Origin of the sequence: Alkalicoccobacillus porphyridii (genome assembly GCF_007293315.1) — a bacterium.
GTDB lineage: Bacteria > Bacillota > Bacilli > Bacillales > Bacillaceae_D > Alkalicoccobacillus > Alkalicoccobacillus porphyridii.
This window is the reverse complement of record NZ_VLXZ01000001.1, coordinates 649,716-666,380: the sequence shown is the minus strand read 5'-3', so window position 1 is coordinate 666,380 and position 16,665 is coordinate 649,716. Positions and strand designations below refer to the sequence as shown.

12 protein-coding genes are annotated in these 16,665 nt (G+C 39.8%); 11 read left to right on the top strand and 1 reads right to left on the bottom strand.

Annotation, left to right across the window (positions count from 1 at the left end; genetic code table 11):
• Nucleotides 1-295: 295 nt before the first annotated feature.
• From FN960_RS03000 to FN960_RS02985, 4 genes are read left to right on the top strand one after another with little or no spacing between them, the layout of a single operon-like run.
• The gene (locus FN960_RS03000; protein WP_185970881.1) at nucleotides 296-1,732 is read left to right on the top strand and encodes an O-antigen ligase family protein; all 1,437 of its coding nucleotides are present in this window, start codon (nucleotides 296-298) and stop codon (nucleotides 1,730-1,732) included.
• Nucleotides 1,729-2,895, top strand: coding sequence for a glycosyltransferase family 4 protein (locus FN960_RS02995; RefSeq protein WP_143846879.1), 1,167 nt, complete (start codon nucleotides 1,729-1,731; stop codon nucleotides 2,893-2,895). The genes FN960_RS03000 and FN960_RS02995 overlap by 4 nt, the downstream gene beginning before the upstream one ends.
• On the top strand, nucleotides 2,879-3,949 hold the full coding sequence (locus FN960_RS02990; RefSeq protein WP_143846878.1) for a glycosyltransferase family 4 protein: 1,071 nt from the start codon (nucleotides 2,879-2,881) through the stop codon (nucleotides 3,947-3,949). The genes FN960_RS02995 and FN960_RS02990 overlap by 17 nt, the downstream gene beginning before the upstream one ends.
• Nucleotides 3,950-3,991: 42 nt before the next feature.
• Nucleotides 3,992-5,317: a UDP-glucose dehydrogenase family protein gene (locus FN960_RS02985; protein WP_143846877.1), complete on the top strand. Its 1,326-nt coding sequence runs from the start codon at nucleotides 3,992-3,994 to the stop codon at nucleotides 5,315-5,317.
• Between the two features lie 393 nt (nucleotides 5,318-5,710).
• On the opposite strand, the gene FN960_RS02980 is transcribed toward FN960_RS02985, so the two are convergent.
• A complete protein-coding gene (locus FN960_RS02980; RefSeq protein ID WP_143846876.1) occupies nucleotides 5,711-6,040 on the bottom strand; it encodes a hypothetical protein in 330 nt (109 codons plus the stop codon).
• A 432-nt stretch (nucleotides 6,041-6,472) separates the two neighbouring features.
• Between FN960_RS02980 and FN960_RS02975 the strand changes: the two genes are divergently transcribed.
• The 7 genes from FN960_RS02975 to FN960_RS22690 all read left to right on the top strand — a co-directional run bounded on the left by FN960_RS02975 (nucleotide 6,473) and on the right by FN960_RS22690 (nucleotide 16,643).
• Nucleotides 6,473-8,353 (top strand): serine hydrolase domain-containing protein, encoded by a 1,881-nt coding sequence (locus tag FN960_RS02975; RefSeq protein WP_185970880.1) that lies wholly within the window; start codon nucleotides 6,473-6,475, stop codon nucleotides 8,351-8,353.
• A gap of 260 nt (nucleotides 8,354-8,613) precedes the next feature.
• Complete coding sequence (locus FN960_RS02970) at nucleotides 8,614-9,210, top strand: peptidoglycan-binding domain-containing protein (RefSeq protein WP_143846874.1); 597 nt, start codon at nucleotides 8,614-8,616, stop codon at nucleotides 9,208-9,210.
• A gap of 109 nt (nucleotides 9,211-9,319) precedes the next feature.
• Entirely contained in the window at nucleotides 9,320-9,829 is a 510-nt protein-coding gene (locus FN960_RS02965; protein WP_143846873.1) for a YhcN/YlaJ family sporulation lipoprotein, read from the top strand.
• 260 nt (nucleotides 9,830-10,089) lie between these two features.
• On the top strand, nucleotides 10,090-10,755 hold the full coding sequence (locus FN960_RS02960) for a YvcA-related protein (RefSeq protein WP_143846872.1): 666 nt from the start codon (nucleotides 10,090-10,092) through the stop codon (nucleotides 10,753-10,755).
• Between the two features lie 13 nt (nucleotides 10,756-10,768).
• Entirely contained in the window at nucleotides 10,769-12,373 is a 1,605-nt protein-coding gene (locus FN960_RS02955; protein WP_143846871.1) for a DUF6792 domain-containing protein, read from the top strand.
• 11 nt (nucleotides 12,374-12,384) lie between these two features.
• Entirely contained in the window at nucleotides 12,385-12,753 is a 369-nt protein-coding gene (locus tag FN960_RS02950; RefSeq protein WP_143846870.1) for a hypothetical protein, read from the top strand.
• Between the two features lie 1,046 nt (nucleotides 12,754-13,799).
• Nucleotides 13,800-16,643: an adhesive domain-containing protein gene (locus FN960_RS22690; RefSeq protein ID WP_185970879.1), complete on the top strand. Its 2,844-nt coding sequence runs from the start codon at nucleotides 13,800-13,802 to the stop codon at nucleotides 16,641-16,643.
• Nucleotides 16,644-16,665 lie beyond the last annotated feature (22 nt).

Here is a 16,665-nt window from a genome sequence, read left to right as displayed (position 1 = left end):
TCATCATGTTCGTTATAATGAACGTACTTTAAAAAGAACGTTGGCATTAAATGAAAATAGTCAAATAAAAAAAAGGGGTGACTATTAAGGGTTCTAGTGTAAAAACAATTGCTTGCATGCAATAAAAATCTATAACTAAGTAAATGTATCTAAAGATAGGTTTTATCGGTAGACGCAAGAACAACCATTGTCTAATCAAGACGATAGGATTCGAACTGCAAATAATAACTATTATTGAGAAAAATAAAAATAAGTTTGAGCCTGAATCTGATGATGAATGGTGGGGCTGATGCTAATGATACATCGAACGATAAATGGCATGAACTCAGAGCGGATGATCATAGTCTTAGGTGGATTTATCGTAGGTCTATGCACCATTACGTTAGAAATGCACTCTTTTCTATTACTTGCAATACCGATACTGATATTCTTAATCATTCAATCAAGGTACCTTTTATATTCATTTTTAATGTTTCTTCCTTTTACAAAGGTGCTCTCAGCTAACATTGGTGGAATTAGCTTCACAATCGCAGATCTGTTAGTAGGTTTTATGTTCTTAGTCGTTTTTTTGCATGCATTACAATTTAAAAAGATATCACTTGAAAATAATGATGCAAATAAAATTCTTTTATTAAAATTATTTTTTATTGGATTAGGCTTTATTAGTAGCTTCTATATGGCAAGTAACCTCATGCATTCTCCTTCATTGCCTGCATGGGCTTTAGGTGAGAATCTATATACCATTGCTTTGAGTACAAATGTAAGATCGTTCATACCGTTATTTGTCCTATACATCATGTTTAAGTTTATGAATTCAGTGGACAAGTACAAAACAACAATTAAATATACTGTTATTGGTAGTTTTCTTTCATGCATATATGGAGTTTATGAATTTATTATTAAACAGCTGGATTTAGGCTTTGGTTATCTTCTGCCAGGACATGCAAATGAGATTTTGTATTTTGAAGGGTTTAATCGATTATCAGGAACCTTTGGGGAACCAGGATATTTTGCAGGATTTATCGTGATCTCTTTAATTCTAACACTTCATTCAAGATCTTTAAAAATCTTTAGACAGCCATTTATCATTTGTTTACTTCTAGTGCAAATTTTCTGTCTTGTTATGACATTTTCAACTGTAGGAATGTTAAGTCTTATTTTAGTATTGTTTATCTTAAGCTTATTTAGATTTAAGGAGCAAACGATCATTATACTTGTTCCTTTAGCTATTTTTTTATTCCTAGTTCTACAAATTGAGATTATTAATGATGTTGTCTCAAAACCACTGAATAGTGAGTCAGCTTCAAGTGTTGACCGGAGTGCTACTGCTGTTGCCGGCTTTAACATGTTTTTAGATTATCCTATTTTAGGTATTGGGCCAGGTAATTTCGGCCTACTTTTTAACGAATATATGCCTACTTGGGGAATACCAAATGTCAATGAGGCCATAGCTAATAATGTCTATGTAGACTTATTAAGTTCATATGGTGTTTTAGGATTAATACTGATCTTAGGCTTCATTTTTATTTTAATTAGAAACCTGATACATGTATTTCTAACAGATACTAAACGTGTGTTTTCGCCTTACATGATTTCCGCACTTGCTTCGTTACTTGTTATCGTTGTTGCCTATCCAACGTATAGATATGCATTCCTATGGGTCGTTGTCTCATTGCTCATTGTATCTAAACAAATGAATGATCAGTATAGGAAGGAGTCTCAAAGACTATGAATTTATTATTAGTTTGGCATGCAGGAGGGATCTCCTCATATACAAAAAGAGTCGAAGAATTAAGCAGAAACTTTCATCAAGTCCTACTTATTATACCCGAAGAGTGGAAGGAGGGTGGAAAGGTTATTAAAGGATCATATGCAAAAATTAGTGACAATTGCGAGATAAAAACAATAAAAACCTATTTAAATATTCATGCTTCTACTTATTTATTTAATATGAAGAAGTTGAATCAATATGTGAAAGATTTCAAACCTAATATTATACATATACATGAAGAACCATGGTGCCTCTCAGCTTATCAAGTTATTTTTTCCACTCGATTATTAAAAAATCCTCATATTATCATTGATTCAGCCGTCATTAACGACAAAAAGAAACCAATTCCATTTAATCTAATTGAAAAAAAGGTTTATAAGAATTCCTCGTTATTTTTTGCAAGGAATCAAAAAGTAAAAGAATCTTTAGAGGCAAGGGGGTGTATTTCACCCATATATTTGCTTCCAAACGGAGTAGATACTGAATTGTTCAAAGAAATTGATTATAAATCAAATAAATTAAAAGATACAGAGCTCTCAGCTTTTATAAATGAGAGCATGGTTTTAGCATATGTAGGAAGGATGATTGAAGAGAAAGGGATATACGATTTTGTGCAAGCAGCTAAAATACTAGTAAATAAATATAAAGTCGACTGTAAGTTTGTCATGATAGGTAGTGGAGATGAGTTATCAGAAATAAAGGACCTAATTGCAGAGTTAGAGATGGAAGAGCATTTTTATGTCAATGACAAAATTAGCTCAAGTACAGTGCCTGATTTGATGAATTTAATTAATATTTTGGTTTTACCATCCAGGACCCAATCTAATTGGGAAGAACAATTTGGAAGAGTATTAGTAGAAGCTATGTGTTGTCGAAAAGTGGTTATAGGGTCTAGCTCAGGGGCTATACCTGATGTGATATCGAATGATAACTGTATATTTAAAGAAGGTGAAGAGGAAGAATTAGCATTCATTGCCAATAGATTAATCAAAGATAGTGATCTTTACAAGTCAATTGCAGATGATAACTATCATAAAGCCGTAAATGCCTATAGCTGGAGATATCTAGCTGAATACTATAAAACTACTTTGTCAAAGGAGGGTATAGATGATCATATACATTAATGGAAGGTTTCTAACTCAATCAATTACCGGGGTCCAAAGGTATGCTATTGAATTGGTAAAAGAGTTAGATCAAATATTATCAGAACAAAATGTTGAGCACGAGTATATCATTCTTACTCCTAAGAATGCAGTTAATATAGGGCTAAATAAGATTACTCAAAAAACAGTAGGCAATTTGAAGGGGCAATTTTGGGAACAACTTGAATTACCTTTTTACTCAAAGGGTTGCCTTCTTATTAATTTTTGTAATCTATCTCCTCTATTTAAGAGAAACCAGATTATCACTATTCATGATTGTGCAGTTTTTGAAGAATTTAATAACCTATCAACATTATTCAAACTGTGGTATCAGGTGAATTACAAGGTGTTTAAAAAGCGCTTTAAAAAAGTAATAACAGTGTCTAAGTTTTCAGAGAAAAGAATACAAGAATTTAACATTGTAACACAGGATAAAATAAGAGTTATATATGAAGGAAAAGAACATTTGGAAGCAATTGAAGAACAGCCAGATTCATTAAAGAAATATGATATTGAAAGCATGCCATTTATTCTAGCCGTTAGCAGTATGAACCCTACAAAAAACTTTAAAGGGATCGTTCAAGCATTAGCATATTTAGATTCAACATCTTTTAATGTAGTCATTGCAGGAGGGACGAACCCAAAAGTATTTGGGTCATCAGAATTAAAATTCCCCGAGAATGTAAAACACATTGGTTATGTTAGTGATGCTGAATTGAAACAATTATACAAAAAGGCAACTGGCTTCATCTACCCATCTCTCTATGAGGGTTTTGGGTTGCCACCACTCGAAGCGATGTCTATGGGGTGCCCGGTTATTGTGTCAGATGCAGCTTCTCTACCTGAAGTATGTGAAGAGGCAGCTTTATATTGTAATCCAATGGATGCTTCTGATATTGCGGATAAAATTCTACGACTTACAGAAGACAGCTGTTTAAGAGAAGAACTAAGTATTAGAGGTATCGCTCAGTCAAAGAAATTCAGTTGGAGAGAAGCAGCCTTTGAAACAAAAAAAATAATAGAAAGTTCGCTTTAAGCTAAAAAAATTTCTCTTTTAGGATGGAGGAAGGGACGATCTATGTTAAGTAAAAACATCGCCGTTGTAGGCACAGGCTACGTTGGACTCGTCACAGGTGTCGCTCTCTCGGAAATAGGGCATACCGTCACATGTGTGGATGTTGATGAAGAGAAGGTGGCTTTGTTGAAGGACGGGGTCTCTCCGATCTATGAGCCGGAGCTTTCCGAATTAATGAAGAAGAATTATGAAGCAGGGCGGCTTAGCTTTACGACCTCTCATCGCATTGCTTTTGCGGGTGCGGACGCGATTTATATTGCGGTAGGGACCCCGCAGAATGAAGATGGGACGGCGGATCTGCGTTTTATAGAGTCGGTCGTGCGTAACATAGCTGATTATATAACGAAGTACGTGGTGATTGTGACCAAAAGCACAGTCCCAGTTGGCACAAATCATCATATCAAGCGTTATCTAGAGGGGGAGACGGAAGTTCCATTTGATGTGGTGTCTAACCCAGAATTTTTGCGTGAGGGTTCTGCTATCCAGGATACATTTGATGGGGATCGAATTGTCATTGGTGCAGATACGGAGATGGCAGCTACCTTACTTGAGGAGATGAATGAGCCATTTGGCATTCCGATTTTTAAAACGGATGTGCGTAGTGCGGAGATGATTAAATATGCGTCGAATGCGTTTCTTGCGACAAAGATTAGCTTTGTAAATGAGATTGCTACTCTGTGTGAGAAGCTGGAAGCCAATGTGGAGGATGTAGCGCACGGCATGGGTCTGGATAAACGGATTGGCGAGAAGTTCCTGCAAGCGGGCATAGGTTATGGTGGCTCTTGTTTTCCAAAGGACACCAATGCCCTCGTTCAAATCGCAGGGAACGTTGAACATGAATTCACGCTACTTAAAGCAGTCATTGAAGTGAACTATAAGCAACAGCGATTACTCGTGGAAAAGGCGAAGCAGCACTTTGGTTCCTTGCGTGGTAAGAGGATTGCCCTGCTTGGTACGGCGTTTAAACCTAATACCGACGACATGCGCGAGGCTGCCTCAACGGTTATAGCGGAGGAGCTTGTCTTAGCGGGTGCGCAGGTTGTGGCCTACGATCCGATTGCAATGGCACAGGCAAAAGTGGAGTTTCCAGAGGCCGTTAATTTTGCTGAAAGTGCCGAAGCTGCTTTAGATGGAGCAGATGCCGCTTTTTTAGTAACGGAGTGGGAGGAATTTAAGGTAATTAAGGCGAATCACTATGTAAAGCTGTTAAAGAAACCCGTGCTGTTTGATGGGCGTAATTGTTATAACCTAGAGGAAATGAAACGAGCAGGACTCGATTATTATTCGGTGGGAAGGCCGGCGGTGAGAGCAGAACGAGAAATGGTGTAAGGTTCTGTGGTCCCCTCTTCCTCCACGAGTGTAAGAAGGGACCATACATAATGAAGCGAGGTGTCGAGGAATGAGTCATTCATCTAGAGCGAGACGAACGTATATGTATTCCATAGATGGGTACTGCTTGTTAGATAAAATGAATCGTTTAATTAAAGTTCACCATCCTAGAGAGCATTGCAACTCCTATCAATTAACGGTAAGCCATTTAATACATAATCACTCGTATTCTTTTTCACCCTCATTAAAGCAAAATTTCCTCAAATCGATTCCTATCCGCCACAAAGTCTGTCATTTTGTACCTATTAGTAAGCAAGAGTATAAGATATTGCTTACTCTCTATACGGAATTAAAAGCGAAATACACCCCAAAAAATGAGCGAGTTAAAGTCCGTTAAAGACTCATCACTGCCTCATGTTTTTTTGAAATATATATACCATCCATTCGGGTATCAATTGCATAATATGTAAGTAATTCGACTAGTCGAGCAGCCCCTAGCTTAGCTACGATCAGGTAGGCCGAAGATGTAGTGAGTGAGGACATCTTAGCTAAGGATAAGTGTGATACCGTATCAGGAGTAAGTTCGTTTTTTGCGATTTCTATCTGTAATTGAATCAGGTCAAGTTGATTTAATTGCTTACCTACTCGCCCTAGTACAATAAATAAACCATCTTTTTCATCAATGACTTGCTTTAAATCTTTCCATGATTGAATCTCTACCATTGCTAACCCCTTATACCCTTTTTTCTTTTTTATCGGCTAGGTCTTATTATCTCTTAACTTGTCACTAGGCTCAATATGTTATAGGTTGGGATATTAAAAAAAATAGCCCTCCATAAGGAGCGCTGTTTTATTGTATCTACTCAATTCGAGACTTTCCACAGATAATACATTCGTTGGTGTAGTAGCTATATTTATGTTTCTTTTTAAACTTACATTTAAACCAAGCTTTTAGCTTCACACTAGCACCACCTTCTAAAACTTTTATATCATATTCCCTTGTTTACAAAAATATAAACCACATTCAGAGTTATTTTTATATAGTGTCGGGAAAGATTTTGTAAATGTTTGACTAAAGTTTGGTCTTTCATGGCCGATATCTACTATACTAATAACAAAAAGGTTTTTATTTATAAGGAATATGAGGTCATGTCTATGAACAATATACGAATATTTTTATTAGCCTCTTTCTTAATGATCATTTTTTCTTTTTTTCCACATCCATTGTTTGCTTCAGATGACCAGACCCCATCAGGCATTCCCCTATCTGAATTGGAAACAAGCATTGATGATTATGTAGCGCCCTTTATTGGAAATACAACGGCTGGTGCTAGTGTCCTTGTGTTAAAAAATCATGACATCGTCTTCTCGAAAGGCTATGGATTTTCTGCAATTGAGGATCAGCTTCCTATGCAGCCAGAACAAACGATTATGGAATGGGGGTCTATCAGTAAGCTGTTTGTGTACGTAGCTGCGATGCAGTTGGTCGAAGAAGGGAAGCTTGATCTTGAAGAGGACATCACGACTTATCTACCGGAAGACTTCCTAACGAAGCTTAGCTATGATAAACCCTTAACCATGCTTCATTTAATGCACCATACCGCAGGATTTGAGGAGTACATATTTGATGTCGGATTTGGTTCATCTGATCGAGTTACATCACTTGAGGAAGGACTTCAGCTCGCGGAACCCCATCAAGTGTATCCACCTGGCGAGGTGGTGGCCTATTCCAATTATTCCACCTCACTTGCTGCATATATTATAGAATGTATAACGAGTGAGCCTTTTTATGAGTATGTTGAAGAGAATATATTCCAACCGTTAGGTATGACACAAACCGTTATACATCCAACCTTTGAAGGAAACGAAGAGCTCTTAACCAATAAGGCAAAGGGCTATATTGCCAGTGAACCTGCTGAATTTATTGAAGCGGATTGGCTTTATATGTCGTTGTATCCAAGTGGGTCAATTAATGGCACAGCCGAAAACTTAGCAGCATTTGCCCAAGCCTTATTACCAGCTGACGGAGAGATTTCGCCGTTATTTGAGAAGGAAGAAACATTAGAAGCCTTCCTCTCCCAAAGCTATACAGCGAATGACCAGGCAAGTGGCATTGCCCACGGCATGTGGGAGTATCCAGGTGCCTCTCGTGGGTTAACCCATGGCGGGAACACCACCTCCTTTTCAAGTAATCTGCATCTCGTGCCAGAGGAAGACTTTGCCGTTATCATCCTGACCAACCAAGCTGGCGAACTTGATATTAACTATGGCTTAACGGCTCTTCTTGTAGGAGAAAAAGACCAGCTTAATCTAGCTGATAACCTACCCAGTACAGGGGAGGTAGAAGGATCCTTTCTACCTGCCAGAAGACCTCACCATAGTTTTATTAGTTTATATTTTTATCTCATGCCCTATCATGTAACCACCATTCAAGAGAATGAAATTCAAATTAGTTATGCTGGTTTAACAGCAAATTATAGACAAACAAGTCCCTATGTTTATGAGATGATGGAAGGGGACAGCTTTTTCCATTCAATGAAAAACCTCACCTTTCAAGTCGAGGATGGAAAGGTAGCACAGATCTCAACCGCCATATCAGACTATTTACCATATCCAGCGGGGAAGACTCCACCATTTTTAATGATTCATGTAGTTTTGGCTATCATCTGTGTGCTGTTTTTCTTAATCTGCCCTATCATATTACTGGTTAAGAGTATTAAAAATAGAAAAAGAAAAATGAAACGAATGTCCATTTGGCCTAGCATCCTGATTATGAGCGGCACAGCAACAGTTATAAATGTTGTCATCCTTGCAGCAAGACTGCTTACAAAATATGAGCGCGCATATGCAGAGATTGCGTTTCAGGTCATGCTTAACTCCATTTTTTCGGGAATAGCGATTGTTTCAATGATCTTACTAGCGTGGCAGTGGCGTAGAGCTAGGCTAACACGTGCTCATAAAGTGGGCTATAGCGTATCTATTGGTATGTCAGCTATGTTGATTGCCTTGTTAACTATTTGGCATTTTTATTCTTAATATTATCCATCAACCTTACGGGTTGGTGGATTTTTTAGTGAGGAGCTGAATGCGCGGAATATCATAGGTGGAGCATGAGAATATGTAGAAGAGCTCTAAAGAAGGATCTGTTGACATCCAATTCCTTCCTCATTGGTAGTAGTATATGCCCTCTTGTCTAAGGGTCGATAGAAGTGTTCTGATAAAAATAAATAAAAAGTGTTTATCTGAATACGGAGGTGGTATCGATATATTATACACATCAAAGGAGGAGAATTTGCATGAAGAAGAAATGGTTAGCCGTTGTACCTGCTCTTGCACTGGTCGCTGCTCCACTACCTTTCCAAAGCGCAGATGCAGCCTCACAAGATGAATATGTACAAATCGCAGAATCTGAAATTCCTGAGGGTTATGAGGCTATATTAGAATGGCCAGCTGAGGAGCAACCCTTAGTTCAACAGGGCAGTCAAAGCTTTGAGGCGGAATTTATCCAAGTGATGTTAGTGCACTTTGGTCATGACACAGACGTTGATGGAGTGTTTGGTCCACACACACACGAGCAAGTGAAAAGTTTACAAGCAGAAAAAGGATTAACTCAGGATGGAATCGTTGGCGTACAAACTTGGACGGTTCTACTTGATGAATATGTAGCTCAGTCATTTACAGCAGAAGATGCGGTAACAATTGCCGAAAAAGCATTAGATAATGATGATCTTGTATTTAGTAGTAATGGCGAAAAACATTGGGACTCGGAGGGGAATGCCTTTTATAATTTAAGAGCCCAAAGCCAAGAATTGATTGATGGTGGTGGAACTGGTACTGTCGGACATTATGATGTCTTTCAAAATGGGGACGTCGTTGAAGCAGATCCAAAATAAGTGGTTTGATAAAGCTCTGACTTAGTCAGGGCTTTTTTTCATGATTCATGAATACTTTTCCAAATTAAGGTCATTCTAACGTTAAACCTATATTGGAGGAGTGAATAAAATGAACTACCTTAAAAGTATAAGTATGTTATGTCTTGTTTCAATTATGTTGGTTGGATGTGGCATGAATAACGATAATAATGGTGAAAATACAGCTCAAAACTATGATCAACAGCCAATGGGACAGGACGAAAATAGGAATATGAATCGAGCTGACAATCATGACGAGGGGTATGTTCACGACGAAGTTAAACAAAAAGTCGATGAGATCGATGGAGTCAGAACCTCACATGTAGTGGTTGTAGGAAATGATGCTTATGTAGCCGTGATGTTAGATAATGATAACAACAATCAAGAAGAGATTCCTAAAGACTTAAAAGAAAAAGTATCAGATAAAGTAAAAGAAGAAGATCCGTCTATCTCTGCAGTGTACGTTTCATCAAATCCTGATTTTCTCGGCCACATGCAAAACTACAGTGATCGGTTGCAACAAGGTGAGCCATTCACAGGGTTATATGACGAATTTGCAGAAATGACCAAACGAGTATTTCCAGATAGACAAGAACGCTAAATAGATAGATGAAAGAACCAATACGTTATGTGTTGGTTTTTTTATTTTGCCATTTTTGAAGGGAGGATAAGTTCAGATCATATTGAAATGTTGCATTTACAATTCTGTGCACCTAACGAACTAACACCAAAGTCTAGTTTTTAGTCATCTTCTCTTATTGCATGGCTTAGCTAGATTTTCTTCTATATAATTGGAATGAATAACCATAAAAAGACTAATTGTTTATATAAAAAGATCAATGTACGGATTGGTGGGAGACAATGAAAAAAAAGGTACTAATCTCCGTCATAACATTATTGCTGATTGTAGGAGGTGTGTTTGTGGTCAGAGGATTTACGCAGACTGGAGTGACAGCGTTAGATGATTCGTTTACCCGCGAATTTCTGGATGAGGAAGTAGAGGTCGGCGAAGGTTTTTATTTATTCGAAGCGCGCAATGGTCAGTATACAATGTGGTTTCCGGAGAATTATTATATAGCAAATGACAGATTTGCGTATGAAAGCAGTAACGTTTTTGAAGTGTTTAATGTAGGTTCTGGAAAAGAAATTTCAGAAGCATTCAACCGTACCTTGCAAGTCGATTATCGAGGAAGAGATGATCAAAACTTAGAAGATGTTCAAGAAGAGTTCATTCGGTTATTAGCTAGCTCTTCATACCAGGATGAATTTAAGGAATATAATCTTGAAGAACAAATAATACAATACGGTTATTCTCATATAACAGCAGGTGGTCATAATATAGAAGTTAAAAATCCAAACGAGCTAGCGCCTAATACGTTTTTTGGTATCGCAAGTAAAAAAGATGGCAGTGAATTTGTGATGATTCAATATGACATTTTGTGCGATGAAAAGCAACCCTGTGATGTGAATGCAAATGAGGAAATAGAATTCTTTGAATCATTGATTGAGCATGTGAATTTTAAATAGAAGGGGTGATAATATGGGTCAAAGTCAATTAGATACAGATATAAGAAACGAACTTACAGCGTTACAATATGAAAACGCGGAAAGTGGAATTGTCTTTGATCAAGAATCAGTATATGAAATATTAGAACATCATGGAGTGAAAGGAATATCTAAAGAGGATATACAAATATACAAATCAGATGGTACACAAATTAAACAAAGCATTGGAGAACATTCAGGTTTTGATGGAGCGGCCGTTCACATTCATAATGAAGATGCTTCCATGAATGATGTATACTTTATTTATAGAGGAACTGAATTTTCTACAGATAATTTAGAGGATGTAGTATATGATGCATTCGGTGTTGTTGGAGGTAGTTCCACCGAGCAAGTGGACGACGCACTTACATTTTATCGTGAAGTAAAAAAAGAAATACAAGAAGTGACTGACAATGAGTTAACTATTTATGGAGATGGGCATTCATTAGGTGGTCACTTAATCGTAAGTACAGCACTGATTGAAAAAGAATTTAATGATGTCAGAGGAATTAACGATGCACCCGTTCATTTTGATCAATTGGTTCGTTTGGATCCTGAGTTTGGAAGATATGCGAATAGGATGTCTAAGGACGGGGTGTTACATGCATCAGAAGAAGAGCTCCTTTCACTTGCCCAAACCTTCTACTCCGAAGAATCCAAAGTCATTACTCATGAACGGATGAAAGGTGAGCCTCTTTACGCGCAAACCATTCCCAACACAGCGTATCTTGGTCGCAAAATTAATTACTATGGAGATCCGCACGCGGCGGAATTTCCGAACCTCTATGAAGCTCCAAAACCATTGGGGATTTTTCATAATCTTCACCCTCAGCTCATGATGTATGATTTTATGTATGATCAAACGCTGAACCATTTAACACATTCATTGGGGAGGGCCGGGGAGACGTATACGGTTGCGGAGGCTAATGCTTTTTTAACGTCTGCTTATCATTATGCGACGATCATGCCAATGAATCAGAAGGTAGCCCTTGGTGCAACGGGCATAACAGGAGGCAGCATGGCGTTTCTATCAAATCCATTATTCGCAGTCAAAGGCTACGAGGTTATCTCATCCATGGATCAAATGGACCTTCACAGCATGAATGCGTTTATTGAGGCTTACAGTCGAGTAGATAGACCCGTTTTGGTTCAATACACGGAACCAGGCACCGGAAAACGAATTTTTGTTAATGTAGATAAATTACTTCAGGTTCGTGACACCTTAAAAAGGGCTTTAGAGGAAAAAGGACAAGCGTTAAAACGATTAAAAGGATATACAGAGGAAGAAATTTCTGATCTAGCATCATCTCATAAGAATCGTTTTAGAGTGGAGATGAGTGATAAGGAAGCGAGCTGGCGCGCTTTTTTAGCGTCTGAAGGCAAAACGTATAGAGAGTCAGACCTTTACAAACCAACCGGAATCACCTTCCGAAGAGATTTCGAAAATATAGACGACAGCGTACATGAACCATTATTAGATATGATTGAAGTCTATCAAGCTGAGTTTCATCAGCTAGAGAAGCTATACAATAGCTTTGAATCCAATTTGCATGAACTATTTGAAGTAGATGAAGAGCTAAGTCGACAAATTTCATCGTAAGGAGTAAAGCCATGTTGGACTTTTTTAATCCATGGGTAGGTAGCTATACATTCCAATTTGATAGTGAGGACTTTCGTGAGAGACTGCAATCAACAATGACCGCCGTGCGAGATCAAATGGATACAGGCAACGAAGCCATACATTATGCAATCAAAACCCTCTCTGAACAAGAGGGGAAATTTATTGATGAGGCCGAAAAGGCATTACATCTTCTATATACACATGGGCAAGGTAATGAGATTCTTACCTCAGCTCAAGCTATGAATCATATTCATTCATTTGAACATTATCTGAACAAGCAGTCCAAACAGAAATATGATATACATAAGGAATTAGACATGGCTGCAGTAGAATTATTAGGTAGACGCTCACATTTTTGATAGAGTGTTCTTTATAATGAATGGACAGGCAGATTGATAACGATAAAAAGCGGGCGGACATAGTCTATGTGCGTTCTTTTTGTTGTGCGTAGTCATTGGAAAATGAGTGTGTGGAGAGGAGAGTAGCTTTAGTGCATTATTTGGCGGAGCTTATAAATGAAAAACTGCTGGCTAGCCGTTTCATTATTAAGGTTTTGGCGCATTTCTGAATTAATTAAGTGTATGTATTAAATCGGCGAGTGCCCTCACGCCCCCTTGATTATTAGATTTGTTTAACTGGTTCTACGACCTGGTCTGCCCGAATTCGTCTAGCTGACACTATTAGTTGTTCATCATCCTTATACATAAATCCCCCTTTAATAGCATGGTGAATAATATGATTTGGATTTTCTAGGTAAATGATAGTTTTGAAATAGTAGCATTTCCCATTATGGAAAAGTAATCGATAAAAAAAGATAAAGCATATCCCCTTTTGGCTTTGTTTATATAGTTAAATATAGCGGGGGTGTAACAGGTATTATTTACCTGTTTTGTGAGAGCACTCTATAGAATATATCGAAACATTGGAGATATTCTTTGCGTGATGAACCACTACGAGCGCACTACTTTGGATGAGCAACTCAAGCAATGATTAGGGTTTGTCAGTCATTTAGTTAGATTTTACAAAAATAAAAAAATCTATTTCCTTCGACCTAATTCTTTCCTCAGTATAGTTATCTTAATTTTCCCAACGTTTCTGATAAACGGTTCAAAATTGATTGAATTAGTATGATTTTAATAAGAGATGATCTTACATAAAGCCTTTTCCATTCATACTTACAATGAATTTATCTAAACAAATGCAGTAATGTGAGTCGAGAGAAAAATAGTTTCTGTCAAAAAGGTGCATCTAATATACATATTTTTTGCAATTATTCGACTTGATATGCTGTTTTTGGACAAACCTCATGACCTAACACCTAGAAATCAATAAAAAAGAAAGGGGAAGTAGAGTCAGGGGAGGAGCCTTGAACCAACTAACACAGGAGATAAAGGGAGGAATTCAATTGAAAAACAGAAAGTTTGATTACAAGAAGAAGATGAATGCAAGACGTCGTCTAGCAACGAAACGAACAGCAGCCATTGTAACAGCATCCACACTTGTTTTCACCTCGGCACAACTGGGGCTTCCAGCAATCAGTGGTATGAATCCTTTAACCAATCCTAACGTGGCATTAGCATCGGAAGTTAGTGTGCAAAACATTGCCAATATTACGATTCTGCAAAATGCTAGCTTGGTTTCAAATAATGGACAAACGCAAGAAAAAAATGAAGCAGGAAACTACGACATTGACCTATCGCTACAAGGAAGTGGGATAGCAGAACTTGGTCTTCTTGATGATAAGGTAGTGGTTTTTACATTACCTGAAGAATTACAGGGGTCTGTTATTGGTCAGCCTACCGTCACAGTTTCAGCTCAGCTTACTGCCATTACCCCTGGTGATGTCCCTGGTGTGTCACCAATTGTAAATGTTGTTGGTGATGCCATTAATGCTTTAAGTAATGTTCCTGGTATTAATAATGAAATTGACTTAGATCCATTAAATACAGCTTTTGATACTGTACGAAATGCTCAGGACCTTGGCTCCTATGAAGTAACAGTAGATGGTATTGTTTCTGAGGACGGTACAACGATTACTGTTGATTTTACTGAAGGTCTTGGGGAATATGTGAGAGACGCATTTACAGGCTTATTTGATCCGTTAAGAGATGCCATTAACGAATTAGAATATAACGGCTTCATTCCTGGTATACGTACAGCGATCCAAGCGCTTCAAACAGCAGCTAATCCTTTATACGATTTGTTAAATGAAATTGCGGATGGCAGCAGTAATGTATTAACTGAAGCACTTGATGGCAATCTGCTTGGAAATTCAGAGTTTAATTTACAAGCTGAAATTAGCGACCCACTTGTTCCAAGCGCCACGGTTAGTGCGGCAGCTATAAATGAACCGCTCATTAATCCAGATATACTTAGCTCCATTCGTGAAGGTGGCTCACAAGAAACACTGATTTTTGATGATGAAAGTGACGGAGATGCTGACGCCGATGCGGATGCCGACGCTGATGCGGATGCCGACGCGGATGCGGATGCCGATGCGGATGCCGACGCCGACGCCGATGCTGACGCGGATGCGGATGCCGACGCGGATGCGGATGCCGACGCGGATGCTGACGCCGATGCGGATGCTGACGCTGATGCGGATGCCGACGCGGATGCGGATGCCGACGCAGATGCGGATGCGGATGCTGACGCCGATGCGGATGCAGATGCTGACGCAGATGCGGATGCGGATGCCGACGCTGATGCGGATGCCGACGCTGATGCGGATGCCGATGCGGATGCCGACGCCGATGCTGACGCGGATGCGGATGCCGACGCTGATGCGGATGCCGACGCGGATGCTGACGCCGATGCGGATGCTGACGCAGATGCGGATGCCGACGCTGATGCGGATGCCGACGCAGATGCGGATGCGGATGCAGATGCTGACGCAGATGCGGATGCGGATGCCGACGCGGATGCGGATGCTGACGCGGATGCGGATGCTGACGCCGATGCTGACGCAGATGCGGACGCTGACGCTGACGCTGACGCCGATGCGGATGCTGACGCTGATGCTGACGCGGATGCGGATGCCGACGCTGATGCGGATGCTGACGCCGATGCTGATGCCGACGCCGACGCGGATGCGGATGCTGATTCAGACGGAGATGGGGATGAACCTGGAGAGGTAATTCTTCCAGATGCTCCTGAGAGTACGATTATTTATGAGGATGAGACGACTTTAGCAGGTGAAGGTTTAGTTGGATCCACTGTTTTTGCAGCTGTGGATGGTGAGGTTATTGGCTCTAGTGAGGTTGAGAGTATTCGACTATTCCAAGAGATCATTATCGACAATAATGGTGTATTCACCATTGATTTGGATGAACCACTTCCTGCTGGAACGATCATTGAGTTTTACCAAGTGACTGAGGAAGGTGAAACAAGTGAGTCCTCTTTCGCTCAAGTGCTGCCAGTAGATGAAAGTGACGCTGATGCGGATGCCGACGCGGATGCGGATGCTGACGCTGATGCTGACGCTGATGCGGATGCTGACGCTGATGCTGATGCCGACGCCGATGCTGATGCCGATGCGGATGCTGACGCGGATGCGGATGCGGATGCTGATGCCGACGCTGATGCTGATGCTGATGCCGACGCGGATGCTGATGCCGACGCGGATGCTGATGCCGACGCTGACGCTGATGCCGATGCTGATGCTGACGCCGATGCCGACGCTGATTCAGATGCTGATGGAGACCAACCAGGGGATACAATTGTACCGGATGCTCCTGTTGGCATCATTGTCTATGAAGATGATCTGATATTAACGGGTGCAGGTTTAGTTGGATCGACCGTATATGCGCTGGTTAACGGTGAAGTCATTGGCTCTGCGTTAGTAGAGGACATTAGAACGTTGGGTGAAATTGTTGTTGATAATAATGGCGTCTTCACGATTGAACTTGAAGATACGCTAGCGGCTGGTACCATTATTGAATTTTATCAGGTGACTGAGGATGGAGAAACTAGTGAGTCCTCTTTTGTTCAAGTGTTACCGGTAGATGATAGTGACGCTGATGCGGATGCTGACGCTGATGCGGATGCTGATGCGGATGCCGATGCGGATGCGGATGCTGACGCTGATAGCGATGGTGATTCCGATGGGGATTATAATGGGGATCGCGATGATCATAAAGGAGATAAGCTTCCTAACACGGCTACCCATGTATGGGCGTATGGAGCAGCTGGTCTTATGGCATTGCTCAGCGGATTTGTAGCAAAATTGTTCGGTAGAAGAAAATCATAATTTAGACGAGGAGGGGGTCTTC

Bases quoted from the DNA above. Each gene is read 5' to 3' on its own strand.
- FN960_RS02995 (WP_143846879.1), top strand. From the start codon at position 1,729: ATGAATTTATTATTAGTTTGGCATGCAGGAGGGATCTCCTCATATACA.
- FN960_RS02950 (WP_143846870.1), top strand. From the start codon at position 12,385: ATGTTGGACTTTTTTAATCCATGGGTAGGTAGCTATACATTCCAATTT.
- FN960_RS02980 (WP_143846876.1), bottom strand. From the start codon at position 6,040: ATGGTAGAGATTCAATCATGGAAAGATTTAAAGCAAGTCATTGATGAA.
- FN960_RS02955 (WP_143846871.1), top strand. From the start codon at position 10,769: ATGGGTCAAAGTCAATTAGATACAGATATAAGAAACGAACTTACAGCG.
- FN960_RS03000 (WP_185970881.1), top strand. From the start codon at position 296: ATGATACATCGAACGATAAATGGCATGAACTCAGAGCGGATGATCATA.
- FN960_RS02975 (WP_185970880.1), top strand. From the start codon at position 6,473: ATGAACAATATACGAATATTTTTATTAGCCTCTTTCTTAATGATCATT.
- FN960_RS02960 (WP_143846872.1), top strand. From the start codon at position 10,090: ATGAAAAAAAAGGTACTAATCTCCGTCATAACATTATTGCTGATTGTA.
- FN960_RS02985 (WP_143846877.1), top strand. From the start codon at position 3,992: ATGTTAAGTAAAAACATCGCCGTTGTAGGCACAGGCTACGTTGGACTC.
- FN960_RS02970 (WP_143846874.1), top strand. From the start codon at position 8,614: ATGAAGAAGAAATGGTTAGCCGTTGTACCTGCTCTTGCACTGGTCGCT.
- FN960_RS02990 (WP_143846878.1), top strand. From the start codon at position 2,879: ATGATCATATACATTAATGGAAGGTTTCTAACTCAATCAATTACCGGG.
- FN960_RS02965 (WP_143846873.1), top strand. From the start codon at position 9,320: ATGAACTACCTTAAAAGTATAAGTATGTTATGTCTTGTTTCAATTATG.